We start from the raw sequence: 14320 nt of genomic DNA on the forward strand, positions 1-14320 counted from the left end.
AAGGTGCGAGCCGCACAGGCAAAAACTTGGGCAAAGTGTATACCGCAAAAGTGACACATCGGAGCTATCGGAAGGAAACGGAGAAGTTCGGAAGAGGGGAGGGAGGGTTTTTGATGAAAAAAGGCTTTGAGAAGGGTGGGGGTAGCTTATAGAGAGCTTATAGGAAGCTTATACGAATCTTGGACGATTGGTATAGAAAGGGTATATAAATAGTTGACTCATAGTATAATACAGCGACACAAAAAACGGTAAAAACGGGGTTTCGAGGCGAAAGAAAGAGGAATCCTCACCCCGTTCACATACTCTCCTATTCGGAGACTTCTCCAAAGGAGAGGGGAATGTAGTGACGGAAAATCAAAAGGAACCTCCCCCTTTACACATACTCCGCTCTCGCGGGGCACATATCCAGCTGTCGCTGGCTACCTTCAAAGGGGGAATGTAGTGATGAAAAATCAAAAGAAACCTCCCCCTAGCCCCCTCAGAGAGGGGGAATGTAGTGACGGAAAAGAGAAGAGAAATTTAGGAAATAAGCAAATTAGAAAATTAGTAAATGGGGAATGTAGTGATGGGGAAAAAGAGGAATGTAGGGACGAAAATAGTTGTTTGGTGGGGAGGACTCGTAGGACGGGGTTCGGATAGAGGGGTCTTGTGAGAAGATGTTATGCGGTTAGCATTTTGGTGCATTGGGCGATGCGTTCCTCTAAGGAGCCTTTTAGGATATGGTATTGTATGCCGTGAGCGTTCAGATGTTGCTCAAAAAAAGCAAATACGCTCTCGCGCTCGTGGGGTTTATCGCGGAGGTCGTCGGGTTGCCAAGGGACATCTACATAAGTGAGAAAAAGGGTGTGGTAATGATGTGTGAGGGCTGCGCGCTCTATTTGTGGGTTGCATTTGCCATAGTAAAGGTAAGAATAGACCATTAGTTCGAGCAGACAAGTGTCGCAGAACAAATATTCATTGGCTTGCTGGATACGTTTGTTTTCGAGAGAAACTTGTCCGTGAGCGATGGGTAGGAGGTCGTCCCACGTGCAGGTGAGATGCTGAGTGTCCCACTTGTGTTGTAGGTAAGTGCGCATATACTCCTCAGCCCATACGGTTTGGAACTGCTGGGCAAGAGTACGACTAAGAGTGGTTTTGCCGGTGCACTCAGGACCTACAAAGGCGATACGCTTTATCGGGCTGTCTCGTTGCGTAAGTGTTGTTTCCATTCTCTATAGCCCATAATGGCAATAATGGTGAATAAAAAGTACTGAAAGGAGGTGAAGAGCATTCCTTTTTTGAGGTAGAGAGGTACTGAAATGAGGTCGCCGAGAATCCAAAAGACCCAGTTTTCTACTTTGCGTTTTGCCATTAGCCACATTCCTATCAAGAAAATGGAGGTGGTAAAGACATCGACATATTCGGTAGGGAGGAAGTTGTGGAATCCTAAGGAGATTCCCTGCATAGAAAAGTTGTTTTTGATGTAAGGTTTCAGGTAGTATACCGCAGTGACAAAAACCAAGCTAAAAACACCTAAAAGAGTGCAGATTTGCCAATCGCGACGGGTGGTAGCGGAGATAGTAATCACATTGTCTTGGGCGTTCTTTGCCCATAGTATCCACCCGTAGATACTCATCGCTGTATAATAGGCATTGATAAGCATATCGCCCCACAGCACGTAGTGCCATAGCAGGTATACAAATAACACCGTGCTGATGATACCCGTAGGGTATACCCATATATTTCCTTTTTTAGCCAGCCAAACACTGAGGAACCCAAAGAACACACCTATGATTTCTAAAACCACTAAATGGGTAGGGACTCCTTGATACTGACTAAAAAACCAATTGAAAAACGCTTCCATATCAGATGTTCAGTTACGCTTGCTCGCTGGCTTTACTTAGAAGAAAGGTTTATACTCGTGGCGGTCGGACTTTACGATTTTCACGTACATCAGTCCGCGTTCTACTAAGTCGAGGGCTTCTTCTATCTCGGTGGTGAGAACATTCATCACTTGGGTATACTCGCCATAGACTTGGGTACTGAGAGGGTTTTCTTGTACGATGAGCCCAGAGGCGCGCAGTTTCTTGATAAAGTGAATGATAGGACGCTCGTAATCGTCTTGCAACGGGCTAAAAGTAAGTTCAACAGATACTTTCATAATGGTGAATGATTAATTATTAAAGGTTAATTTATATTCGGGACAAAAGTACAAATAAAATGGGAAATTACAATTATTTTACTACCTTTGCGCAAAAATATGTATCTCTTTCAGCCAAAAGAGCAACCTCTTTTTTACCTATATTGAGTGAAGATAAAATGAACTAAAAACACCCTTCGAAGAGGGAATTAGCGAATTTAAGAGGGAGTATGCTTGATGTTTTTGGCTTAATGAAGTATAAATTATTTAATGGATGAAAAAACGGCTTTTCTTACTCGATGCTTATGCCCTTATTTTTAGGGGTTATTACGCTTTTATCAAGAACCCGCGTATCAACTCCAAAGGGTTGAACACGTCGGCTATTTTGGGCTTTATGAACTCTCTTTTAGAAGTAATTAAAAAAGAAAAGCCCGACCACCTTGCTGTGGCTTTCGACAAGGGAGGAAGTGTGGAGCGCACGGAACTCTTTGCCGACTATAAAGCCAATCGGGAGGAAACGCCCGAAGCCATTCGGTTGGCAATCCCGTATATTCACGAAATCTTGAAAGCCTTGCATATTCCTATCATCGAAAAAGAGGGTTATGAGGCTGACGATATCATCGGGACACTCTCTAAACAAGCTGAAAAGCAGAACTACCTAGTGTATATGGTAACGCCCGATAAGGACTATGCACAACTTGTGAGTGATAATATCTTTATATACCGACCTTCGCGCGGAGGTAACGATGTGGAGATTTGGGGCGTAAAAGAAGTACAAGAGAAATTTGAGGTACAAAATCCTTTGCAGGTAATAGACTTCCTCGGAATGATGGGTGATGCGGTAGACAATATACCTGGGCTTCCAGGAGTAGGCGAGAAGACCGCTAAAAAGCTACTTGCCGACTTTGGCTCTATGGAAAACCTTCTCGCTCATACTGACCAGCTGAAAGGCAAACTGCGCGAGAATATTGAGAGCAACAAGGAAAAAGGAATCCTCTCTAAACAGTTGGCTACCATTATGCTGGACGTGCCTGTAACGTTTGATGAAGAAGACTTTGCGATGTCCGAACCCGATTTTGAAGCGGTAGGGAGGATATTTGAAGAGTTAGAATTTCGTCAGTTATTGCAGAACTTTCTCAGAACGTATCAGCCCCAGATGACAACAACACCCCCGCCACTTACAGGTAATAAGCCCACAGAGGGACAGTTAAGTCTCTTTACGCAAGGCGACCTATTTGCCCAACCGCAGGTAATGAGCGAGAAGAAGAACAGCACTAACACACCTCACTTCTACCAATTAGCCGATACCCTAATGGCGCAACAACTGCTCTTGCAGAATTTATTGCAACAAACCGAAGTGTGTTTTGATACCGAAACGACCAGTGTGAACGCCCTGGAAGCCGAATTGGTAGGGATTTCTTTCTGCTGGTCGGCTCACAAAGGTTATTACGTACCTTTCCCTACTGATAAAGCAGCAACAACAAAACTGCTTGAAACTTTCCGTCCGTTCTTTGAAAATGAGCATATTGGTAAGGTAGGTCAGAATTTGAAATACGACCTTAAAGTATTGCAAAACTACAACATTGAGGTGCGAGGCGCACTCTTCGATACGATGATAGCCCACTATCTGCTGAATCCAGATATGCGCCACAATATGGATATCCTCAGTGAAACCTATTTGAACTATACCCCTATTGCTATTGAGAGTTTGATAGGTAAAGGTAAGGCACAACGCTCTATGCGTACCGTTCCACTCGACCAAGTGAAGGAATACGCCGTGGAAGATGCTGATGTTACGTGGCAACTCAAAAACGTATTTAAGGAGGAAATGCCCAAAGTGAACGCCGAGAAAATCTATACTGATTTGGAAGCGCCTTTGATAAAAGTGTTAGCCGCTATGGAACGCGAAGGAGTGAACCTCGATGTGCCCTTCTTAAAAGAATACGCTAAGACTTTAGATGCCGATATAGCACAACTCGAAGCCACTATAGCCGAGCAGGCAGGGGAAAATTTCAATTTGGCATCGCCGAAACAGCTAGGTGATATTCTTTTTGAAAAACTGAAAATTGACAGCAAACCTAAGAAGACAAAAACAGGTCAGTATGCTACTTCCGAAGAAGTATTAGCCCCCTTTGCTTCTAAGCATAAGATAGTAGCCGATATACTTGAATGGCGACAAGTGCAGAAGCTGAAATCTACTTATGTAGATGCCTTGCCTTTGGAGGTGAACAAACTCACCGGTCGTGTACACACTACCTATATGCAAACGGTAGCTGCGACGGGTAGATTGAGCAGTAATAATCCTAACTTGCAGAATATTCCTATTCGCACTCCTCGCGGTCAGCAGGTGCGCAAGGCGTTCATCGCACGTAATCCTGATTATGTGCTTCTCTCTGCCGACTATTCGCAAATAGAGCTTCGCATCATCGCTGCCCTGAGCGAAGAACACAATATGATTGACTCATTCCTCCGCAATGAGGATATTCACCGTTCCACAGCTGCCAAAGTGTTCCACGTGCCTTTGGAAGAGGTAACTCGCGAACAGCGCAGTCACGCCAAGACAGTGAACTTCGGGATTATCTATGGTGTATCGGCATTTGGGCTCTCGGCTCAAACCAATTTGAGTCGTTCAGAGAGCAAGGAATTGATTGACACCTATTACGCTACGTATCCCAATCTGCGAAACTATATCAGTAAGCAAATACAATTTGCTCAAGAACACGGCTATGTAGAGACCGTATTGGGAAGGCGTCGCTATCTACCCGATATTCACTCTCGTAACCAAGTAGTGCGTGGAGCAGCTGAACGCAACGCTGTGAATGCCCCGATACAGGGCTCGGCTGCGGATATCATCAAAATTGCGATGATACGCATACAGCACGAGTTGATTCGCCAACAACTTCAAACCCGTATGCTCTTGCAGGTGCACGACGAGTTAGTGTTCGACGTACCTAAAACAGAGCTCAATACCGTTAAGCCTCTGATTAAAGAAGCGATGGAGAGCGCTTTTACTCTTGCTGTTCCGCTTGTGGCAGACTTAGGGGTAGGGGATAACTGGCTCGATGCACACTAGAATTAGGTAAGAAGTAAGAGGTAAAAGGTAAAACCAGCGAGGCTCACAGCTGGGTATGTGAATAAAAGGTAAAAGGTAAGGCGACGCCGACTTTGGCGAAATTTGTGGCTCAAAGGTGTTATCTCCTTGTTAATTGTCAATGTAAATTATGTACAAGATATTTCCTAAAAAACGCTATCAAAAAACTTTGAGTATTCTCAAACAATATGCCCCTCAGGGAAGCACTATCCTCGATGTGGGGGTTGAGAATCCTTTTTCGGCAGTAATGCAACGAGAAGGCTATACTGTGCTCAACACTACGGGGCAGGATTTGGATTTTGAATCACACACCCTACAAGCCTTTAAGGCTGATTTTACAGTGGCTTTGGAAATTTTAGAGCACTTGGTAAACCCTTTGGCAGTTTTGCAGAATCTCCCTACTAAAAGGGCACTCATTACTGTGCCCTTGCGCCTTTGGTTTGCCAAAGCTTACCGCAATACGTCTGACCCTCGCGACTGTCATTATCACGAGTTTGAAGATTGGCAATTGGATATGCTGGTAGAGAAAGCGGGCTTTCGTATTATTTATAGAGAGAAATGGACACACCCCGTAAAGAAGTTAGGTTTACGTCCGCTATTGCGGTATTTTACGAATAGATATTATGCCGTGGTTGCAGAGAGAAAATAATGGTTTAATCTGTCTTCGGTAGAGAAATTAAACAAATTGCAACAAATCAAACAAGCTATAGCAAGACAGATAGGAGCTAGCTAGACGGATTTAGCACAGATGATTCTTTTGTAAAACATCATTGTTCCACGGATTGGCTCAGCTAAAGCTGAGGAATTTCACGGAACAGTAATGAAAAGGCAATTGTAAATCAATATTGTATATATCGAACTGACGTTAAATTATATTAGGATTGAACCAGTCGTCGGTGCGGTCGAAGAGGAGTTGCCAAAGGGTGCGATTGGTAAGATAAAAGCGAGCTGTAAAACTCATTCCTTTATTTATATTACCACGATAGCCATTTTTCAGTTGTAAATAACCTTTGCTGATTCCACAGCGTATTTTAAATAAGCCTTCGCCTGTTTGCTCATTTACTACTAAGTTTTTATCTATTTCTTTTACACTGCCGTTGAGCAATCCCCATTGGTTATAATTGTAAGTATCTATTTGAAAACGTACGTTTTGCGAGGGGTGTATAAAACCAATGTCTTTTGGAGAGACTAAACACTCGGCTATGAGGTTTTGTTCGGGAGAGATAGTAGCGATAGTTTGCCCTTGAGAGAGAAAGTTGCCTTGACGAATGCCTTTGTACTGTGCAATAGTTCCTGTGATGGGTGCTATTACCACATAGTTTTGTTGTTCTTGGCTGAGGCGCTTCTCGTCTGATTGCAATGACTGCAATTTGCGTTCTACTTCTGTACGCTGTGCTTGCCATTGGGCATATTGTTGTTGCTGGGTGCTTTGCACTTGGCGCAAGAGTTCTTCGTGACGATAGTATATTTTTTCATACTCAGCTTTAGCGATTACATCTTTACTAAAAAGTTGATTGGCACGATCGAGTTCCTTTTTAGCTAAGGATAATTGTGCTTGCAACTGGCCTATTCTTTCCAAAAAAGCAGCTCTTTCTTGAGCGTATTGTGGTGTTTGCAGGGGTGTATTTTTGTGAGAGACTAATGCAGTAAGGTCTTGTAATTGTGCGTTATAATCTTGTTGTTGAGTATTGACAAGTTGTTGCTGTGTGTTTAATAGTTCTGTAGTGATAATGAGCAAGGTGTCACCTTTTTGAACGTTTTGGTTGTTTTGAGAGAGAAAGCACTTTACTACCCTACCACTCACAGGAGCAGTAAGTTCTGTATCTTCGAAATTAGAGCGTATGACCCCACGTGCCGATACGGATATGGGCACTTTGATAAAGGGCAACGCAACAACTACAGTAGTAAGGAGTAGGAGGATAGACAGATAGATAGGATGTTTCATTATAAATGATTTTTAGCCTAAAAAGTTTTATAAACTTAAAAATTCTTCAATTTTATTGAGATTTGAGGGTAAAAATATTTGTGCATTCCCCTCGTGTAATAAGTATATTTCTTTGCAATCGGATAAGGTTTCTAAAATATGAGATGCGAACAGTACGATATGAGTCTCTGATAGTTTTTTTAGCAATTTTTTGATTTGAAGTACCGAGGTAATATCTAAACCGCTAAAAGGTTCATCAAATATGTAGAGGGTGTAGGGCTTTTGTAATACGGCATTGAAATACACTTTTTTTCGCATTCCTGTGGAAAGCTCTTTGATGAGTAGAGTTTTATTTACTTCAAAAGGCATTGTGTTTTGTGGTTTTATATCCAATAGCAAGCTGTAAAACTTATAAAACTCTTCTACGGTAAGGTGCTCGTATAAATAAGGTTCGGTAGGGAGAAACCCGATTTGTTGAGGCGTTAAAGGTTGTTGCTGATAGCTTACTTCTCCTTTGAAAGGTGTTAAACTACACAAGCATTTGAAAAAAGTAGTTTTTCCTGCACCATTTTTACCTACTACCCCATAGAGTCCGTTTTGAGGAATAGAAAGCTGTATGTTTTTGAGAATTAGTTTATCGGAATAACTTTTTTCTTTAATGAAAATGTTGAGCATATTGCTGTCTTTTTATGGTTTGTAGTGCTAAATGGCAAAAATAAGGGATTGCTATCACTGGAATGATATAAATAGCACCTATACTTACGGCTAAAAAAGCAAAAGTTTGCCATAAAGAATTGTTCCAAAAGGCGTATTTGGTAAGAACACCTAAGGTAGGAACACTGATATACAAAGGTAAGACTTCTGTATATTGCCAGTGAAAACAAATGATGTAAGTGATGAAAACAGGTGCAAAAAGAAAGGATATATTCAATATTCCTGCTTTGAGTTGCTGTAATAAATAGTCTTTTCCTCGATAGGCTGAAACATTTATATGAGCTTTGAACTCTCTTTCAAAAAAGGGGATACAACCGATGAAAGCGGTAAGAGCTAAGGCAAAAAGAGCTAAGTTAGGGTTTTGATAAACAGCTCCTATAATGATGAGTGCAATAACTAAGGGTAGCCCTAAGATGAGTTTATACTTGCGAAAAGCAATATGCCAAAAAGGGTCGGCGAGAGAGAAAGGATATTTTAGGGTGAAGTTTTTCTGAGGTAAATAACCTATGAGCACGAAGGATAATGATATAGCAACTGCTGTTATAAAATCCTTTTTTAAGAGCATAAGAATGAGAAAAGGGAGGTTTTCGATTATATATTCAGTAATGATAATCGCTCTATAATGTGAATGTACTTTTAATAATGATAAATCTTTTCGATTATTATGATACATAAAACTTCCTAAGGGCAAACTCCAAAGTGCATATTGCCAACTTTCATAATGCAGATAAAGTGCATATAAGGCATAGCATAATACTCCTAACAGCAACCCAATGGTTAAGATATCTCCTTTTGGGAAGAGTTTTCGGTAATAGATGTAGCTTAGATAGAGCGAAGTGCGTAGGCACATAGTTTATGCTTATAAATTGGTTACAAAAGTAAAACTTTATTTTGAAAAAACAAGAAATAGAAAAGTTTATTCTACAACTTCGTATTCATACCCTTTTATGGCAAAAGAAAGTCCTGCACCCAAAGGAATTTTCTCAAAAGTTGTATCGTAGCGTGCATAGCCTAAAGAACGTGAAGCTGGGAAAACAATGCGAGCTTTTTCCTCTCCTTGTATGTCTATAGGTTGTAATTCTATCCATATTTTTCCTTTTGGGATAGGAACTCTGAATTTCTCCACTACGTCTATTTTACTTTCTGTTTTAGGAATAGTGATATAGATAGGTTTTTCAGTAAGAGGACTCATTTCTTGATTGTTCATCTGAAAAAAGTTTAAACGAAAGACTGCTTTCTCGGTATTATTTTTGATACAAGTAATGTGAAATTCTGTAGCTACCCAATTGGTTTTAAGATTCACAAAATCACCAATAGTTTCAGGAAATTCCTCTTGCGTTTTCATATCTTCAGGCGTATAATATAGGATAGCCCCTACAAAACGAATTCCTTTTCCCTTTAAAGTTTTTAGCTGCTTTGTTTTTGCTGAAACATCTATAGGCGCAAGCATTATTTCTTTTTCTGTAAGGACAATAGGTTTATCATTCTGAAAGTCTTTTATACAAATAGCTCTTCTTTCGTAACTAATATGTGAAAAGTAAATACTATCAGTAGGCTTGGGCTGTAACTTTTCTAAGGAGAAATTGCCGTGTGCATCACTAATTGTACCTTTGTGAGTGCCCACAATACCGATGTTTACGTATTCGATGGGAGTGCCTTTTTCATCTTTTATAGTATTCTTCAATGTTTTTTGACTATAAGAAATGAAAGAAAACATACAAAAGAATAATAAAAATGATTTATTCATATTTCTGTGTTATTTATTATTTTAATCAAAGAAAAGAAAGGGCATATGCCCTTTCTTTCTAATACTCATCTTGCCAAAACCATTTCCAACGGTGCCCTTTTGGTCTGCAACCATCACGTTCTATAATATTCATAATGTTAAGGTGTCCACAACCTCCTTCAATTCCTTGAAGTTCTTTTGAGTTCAAAGTTTCAAAACCTTTAAAACTGTCAAGTTTCTTCACTCCTTGAGCTTCTACTTGTTGAGTTCTTTTTAATGTCATTTTAAATTTGTTAAAAAAAATTAAACATTTAGTTATTTGAGTATTTTTAAGCTATGCGCACTTACTTTAAAAACTCGGAGCAAAGATATGGCGGTTTTGGTGAAGTTGTTATGCGTGAGACGCATATTATAATTAATTTACAATTTTTAACAATGTGTTTAGGTACAAAATAAGGGAATGAGGGAATGAGGGAATGAGGAAATGAGAAAATAAGGAAATGAGGAAATGAGAGAATTAGAGAATGAGGAAATGAGAAAATATTGTTAGTTTATTCAACTTTGCCAAAGTTTGAGATGAAAAAGTGATGTGTTGGGACTGTTAGGAACTTTCGAAAGGAAACGGAAATTTTCAGAAGGAGACTAAGGGGTCTTTTGATGAAAAAAGGCTGTAAGGAGGGTTGGGTTAGCTTATAGAGAGCTTATAGGAAGCTTATACGAATCTTGGACGATTGGTATAGAAAGGGTATATAAGTAGTTGACTCATAGTATAATACAGCGACACAAAAAACGGTAAAAACAGGGTTTCGAGGCGAAAGAAAAGAGAAGAGGCATTAGGCCTTAGGCCATAGGCAATAGGGGGAATATGACGGAAAAGAGAACGAATGACGAGGAACGAATGACGAATGACGGAGGTAATAGGGGGAATGTAGGGACGGAAAGGTGAAGGTAAAGCGAAGGTAGGAGAGAGATGTAGTGGACAATTTAGCAAAAAAGAAGAGGTAAGAATGCTATGGCAATTCTTACCTCTTTTTATTATAGTTCAATACAATTAAAATATCGCAGAGAACAATTTAGGATTTATGTTTAGGCTACACCAGAACCAGTCTTGGTAACTGCGTTGGTTAGCAGTACCTTTGAGGGCTTTGGTGCCATCGTTAGCAAAGTAAGTAGAGTAACCTACTTGCAACCCTATAAAAGGTTGTACCTTTAAGTTGTACACCAAGTCGATTTCACTACCGAGACTACTGTGCTTCTTATCAGTTTCGAACTTAGCAGCGGGTGCAAAGAAGTGATAAGTAGCGCTGAGGTTGCTCTTTTCGCCAGTGCGCACATTGGCAGTGAGATAAGGATTGAGCAAACCTACAGAAGGAGTAAAACCTACATAGTAATAATCCATAAAGCCGTAGAACTTGTGGTTGGTACCGCTGAATGGATTGAATTTCTTGTCTTTAGAATTGTCATCAGAAGCATTCCCACTGAGGTAGTCTACACCAGCAGTTAAGCCAAAGATAGGAGAAAACTTGTAGCCTGCGTTCACTGCAAACATATAAGCGCTTTTATCGGCTCCTACAGCGTTTTTACCAGTTTGCATATAAGCAGAAGCTCCATAGGTCAACTGGTTACTTTTGCCAGTGTAGTGCGCACCGAAAGTTTGCATATTTTGGTCAGCACTATCATTAGTACGGTAACCTAAGTTAGCAAACAAGAGCGACAATTGGTGCGCTTCACTGATGCTATAGTGCGCGTGAAGGGCTTGCAAGTGTTGATAATCCTGACCCAATTTTGGAGTAAAATTCTGTCCGCTGGGAGTATTTACATTTAGAGTAGGAGTAACTGTACTTCCTGATTGGTTATAAGCAAAGAAACCGCGAAGTGTCCACTTTTCAGAAGGTGTCCAATTAAGGTTCACTGCATCGTGGCTACGTCCGGCAGGGTGCCAATCGAGAGAGCCGAAAATACGGTCGTCGTCCAGTGCAATCACTTGTCTACCTACTTTTGCGCTAAGGGTATTCACAAGAGGGAATTCGGCGTAAGCCTCGAAAACCGACATACCGCCTGTTTTATCGACGGCTTGTACTTGTTGCGCTTGCCCCCAAACGTTCACGTTTTGGAGAGAAACGTACAAATGTAGGCGGTCGCTATGCTTATAGTCGAAGTTTAAGCGCACGCGGTTGTTGGTGAGGATAGCAGGCGATTCACCTTCTACTAAAGGACGATATGCCCCATTGCGGTACTCAAAACGCGGACGAATTTGTGCTGATAGCGTGAACTCGTTATCGGTAGGTGGCGGAGGAGGTGGTGTCATCATCTCTTCCATAGGAGGTTGCGGAGGAGGAACACCTTCATTAGGAGCAGGAGGATTTTCTACCTGCGCAGTTGCTAAAGAGGGGTACAAAACGAAAGCGGTACCCAAAGCAAAAAATGATAATAAATGTTTTTTCATTGGTATAGTGTTTTTAAAATATTTTACGTTTAAAATAGGTTAAAATACTGAAAATAAGACACAAGACTACAGCTTCTTATTTAGAATTACAATAAAATAAGGATATATCTTTATTTTCTTTTGCAAATGTAAGGAAACTATTTTACATTTGCAACGAAAAGCAACGAAAAAAATATTTTTTATATAATGGCGACAACAGATAACAACACCCCATCTACTAAAAAAGGACGATGGTTTCGTTTCTTAATTCCCTCGTTAGTAGGGATACTGATAGGGCTTTGCGGGTATATTTTCTATATATCCAAAGCATATACCTATCTGTCTGACGACCCCAAGGCGTGTGTGAACTGCCATATTATGGAGCCTGAGTACGCTACGTGGATGCACTCCTCTCACGGCCGAAATACCGTGTGTAACGATTGCCACGTGCCTCACGACAACGTTTTTCGCAAATATTATTTTAAAGCGAACGACGGTCTGCGTCACGCCACGATGTTTACCTTCCGTATGGAACCACAAGTGATTAAGATGCACTCTCCAGGGCAAAGAGTAGTACAAGAAAATTGTATTCGTTGCCACAGCACCCTTGTAAGCGAAGTGCAAGCAGGCAAGGTAACTGCTGAAATGGCACACGCCGATAATGGCAAATTGTGCTGGGATTGCCACCGCGAAGTACCTCACAGCCGTGTGAGAGGGCTTAATGCTGCTCCTCATTCGCCTGTGCCTATTGTGGACAATATGCCGAGCAACACTCCCGATTGGCTTGACAAAATGGTGAAAAACAGAGAAAAATCAAATAATTAAAAAAAAACGAAATATAATTTATACAGCGATGAAAAAGAAACATTGGTTAATTGCAGGTTTATTAGCAGTGGTTACCTTTTTATTAGGTCTATTGGCTAATTCGATAATGAACAGATCAACAGAAGCTCAGTTAATAGCTAGAGGTGGTAATAACATTAAAGAAGGTGAATGCCGCAACGAGCTTTACGAACCGTTCTATCCTCGTGAATACGCTTCGTGGGCAGCTACTGCCGACACTACTTTCCGCTCTAAGTATATGAGTAGTCACGATGATGATTTGCTCGCTTTGCGCCCCGAAATGGTAATCCTTTGGGCTGGTTACGCATTCTCTAAAGAGTACAATGCTCCTCGCGGACATATGCACGCTATTGAAGACGTTACTAAAATTCTTCGTACAGGCGCTCCTACTGATTCAACTCACTCTCCTCAACCAGGTACTTGCTGGACTTGTAAAAGCCCTGATGTGCCTCGCCTAATAAAAGAAGTAGGTGCTGAAACTTATTACAGCGCTCCTTGGGATCAATGGGGTAGCCAAATCGTAAATCCTATCGGTTGCGCTACTTGCCACGATACTAAAACTATGAAATTGCAAGTAAGTCAATTGGCTTTACAAGAAGCCTTCAAACGTCAAGGTCGCGATATCAATAAAGCTACTCACCAAGAGATGCGTTCTCTTGTGTGTGCGCAATGCCACGTAGAGTACTACTTCAAAGGTGATAAAAAATATCTTACTTTCCCTTGGGATAAAGGTATGACTGTTGAAAAGATGGAAGAGTACTACGATGCAGAAGGTTGGACTGACTATGTACATCCACTTAGCCGTACTCCTATCCTTAAAGCACAACACCCCGACTATGAACTTTCTCAACTCGGTATCCACGGACAACGCGGCGTTTCTTGTGCCGATTGCCATATGCCTTACAAAACTGATGGCGCTGTGAAATTCACCGATCACCAAATCAGTAGCCCTTTGCGTAACGTATCAGCAAGTTGCCAAACTTGTCACCGCCAAAGTGAAGAAGAATTGGTGAAAAACGTATACGATCGCCAAGATGCTGTATATGGTATGCGTATGAAACTCGAAAAACAATTAGCAAAAGTACACTTTAAAGCTAAATTCTTGTGGGATAACGGCGCTACTGAAGAACAAATGAAACCTACTTTGGCACTTATCCGCAAATCTCAATGGCGTTGGGATATGGTACACTCTTCACACGGTGCCGCTTTCCACGCTCCTATCGAATCTGAACGCCTCCTTAGCGATGGTCTTATCTATGCTTATCAAGCTGAAAATAATTTAGATGTGCTTAAAGAAAAACTAAACATCAAAACAGCTTTCGTAATGCCTGATATCAGCACTAAAGCTAAAGCCCAAAAAGAAATTGGTTTGGATATCCCTAAAGAAGAAGCTGCTAAGAAAAGATTCTTAGAAACTATCGTTCCTAAATGGATTAAAGAAGCTAAAGAAAAAGGACGCTTAGTAACCCAAAAGTAAT

13 protein-coding genes are annotated in these 14320 nt (G+C 41.0%); 4 read left to right on the forward strand and 9 right to left on the reverse strand.

The window, feature by feature from the left end; genetic code table 11:
- Positions 1 to 659: 659 nt before the first annotated feature.
- The 3 genes from COCH_RS05475 to COCH_RS05485 are packed head-to-tail and all read right to left on the reverse strand — an operon-like array spanning position 660 to position 2140.
- Positions 660 to 1208: an AAA family ATPase gene (locus COCH_RS05475; protein ID WP_015782286.1), complete on the reverse strand. Its 549-nt coding sequence runs from the start codon at positions 1206 to 1208 to the stop codon at positions 660 to 662.
- Positions 1172 to 1843, reverse strand: coding sequence for a nicotinamide riboside transporter PnuC (gene pnuC / locus COCH_RS05480; RefSeq protein WP_009410835.1), 672 nt, complete (start codon positions 1841 to 1843; stop codon positions 1172 to 1174). The genes COCH_RS05475 and pnuC overlap by 37 nt, the downstream gene beginning before the upstream one ends.
- A 36-nt stretch (positions 1844 to 1879) precedes the next feature.
- A complete protein-coding gene (locus tag COCH_RS05485; RefSeq protein WP_002674885.1) occupies positions 1880 to 2140 on the reverse strand; it encodes a thiamine-binding protein in 261 nt (86 codons plus the stop codon).
- A gap of 253 nt (positions 2141 to 2393) precedes the next feature.
- Here COCH_RS05485 and polA point away from each other — a divergent pair, with 253 nt between their 5' ends.
- Both polA and COCH_RS05495 read left to right on the forward strand, forming a co-directional pair.
- On the forward strand, positions 2394 to 5192 hold the full coding sequence (gene polA, locus COCH_RS05490; RefSeq protein ID WP_015782288.1) for a DNA polymerase I: 2799 nt from the start codon (positions 2394 to 2396) through the stop codon (positions 5190 to 5192).
- A 148-nt stretch (positions 5193 to 5340) separates the two neighbouring features.
- Complete coding sequence (locus tag COCH_RS05495; RefSeq protein WP_015782289.1) at positions 5341 to 5859, forward strand: class I SAM-dependent methyltransferase; 519 nt, start codon at positions 5341 to 5343, stop codon at positions 5857 to 5859.
- Between the two features lie 216 nt (positions 5860 to 6075).
- On the opposite strand, the gene COCH_RS05500 is transcribed toward COCH_RS05495, so the two are convergent.
- The 6 genes from COCH_RS05500 to COCH_RS05525 form a co-directional block, all read right to left on the reverse strand.
- Positions 6076 to 7155, reverse strand: a complete 1080-nt coding sequence (locus COCH_RS05500) for an HlyD family secretion protein (protein ID WP_015782290.1) — start codon at positions 7153 to 7155, stop codon at positions 6076 to 6078.
- A gap of 27 nt (positions 7156 to 7182) precedes the next feature.
- Positions 7183 to 7809, reverse strand: coding sequence for an ATP-binding cassette domain-containing protein (locus tag COCH_RS05505; protein WP_015782291.1), 627 nt, complete (start codon positions 7807 to 7809; stop codon positions 7183 to 7185).
- Positions 7790 to 8698, reverse strand: coding sequence for a hypothetical protein (locus COCH_RS05510; RefSeq protein WP_015782292.1), 909 nt, complete (start codon positions 8696 to 8698; stop codon positions 7790 to 7792). The genes COCH_RS05505 and COCH_RS05510 overlap by 20 nt, the downstream gene beginning before the upstream one ends.
- 66 nt (positions 8699 to 8764) lie before the next feature.
- On the reverse strand, positions 8765 to 9532 hold the full coding sequence (locus tag COCH_RS05515; protein WP_223375703.1) for a carboxypeptidase-like regulatory domain-containing protein: 768 nt from the start codon (positions 9530 to 9532) through the stop codon (positions 8765 to 8767).
- A 121-nt stretch (positions 9533 to 9653) separates the two neighbouring features.
- Positions 9654 to 9857, reverse strand: a complete 204-nt coding sequence (locus COCH_RS05520; protein WP_015782294.1) for a bacteriocin — start codon at positions 9855 to 9857, stop codon at positions 9654 to 9656.
- A 768-nt stretch (positions 9858 to 10625) separates the two neighbouring features.
- Positions 10626 to 12020: an alginate export family protein gene (locus tag COCH_RS05525; protein WP_015782295.1), complete on the reverse strand. Its 1395-nt coding sequence runs from the start codon at positions 12018 to 12020 to the stop codon at positions 10626 to 10628.
- Between the two features lie 186 nt (positions 12021 to 12206).
- Here COCH_RS05525 and nrfH point away from each other — a divergent pair, with 186 nt between their 5' ends.
- Positions 12207 to 12824 carry a cytochrome c nitrite reductase small subunit gene (gene nrfH / locus COCH_RS05530; protein ID WP_015782296.1) on the forward strand — a complete coding sequence of 206 codons (618 nt, stop codon included), beginning with the start codon at positions 12207 to 12209 and terminating at the stop codon, positions 12822 to 12824.
- 28 nt (positions 12825 to 12852) lie between these two features.
- Entirely contained in the window at positions 12853 to 14319 is a 1467-nt protein-coding gene (nrfA, locus tag COCH_RS05535; protein WP_015782297.1) for an ammonia-forming cytochrome c nitrite reductase, read from the forward strand.
- The last annotated feature ends 1 nt before the right edge of the window (position 14320 follow it).

This window comes from Capnocytophaga ochracea DSM 7271 (assembly GCF_000023285.1).
Lineage (GTDB): Bacteria > Bacteroidota > Bacteroidia > Flavobacteriales > Flavobacteriaceae > Capnocytophaga > Capnocytophaga ochracea.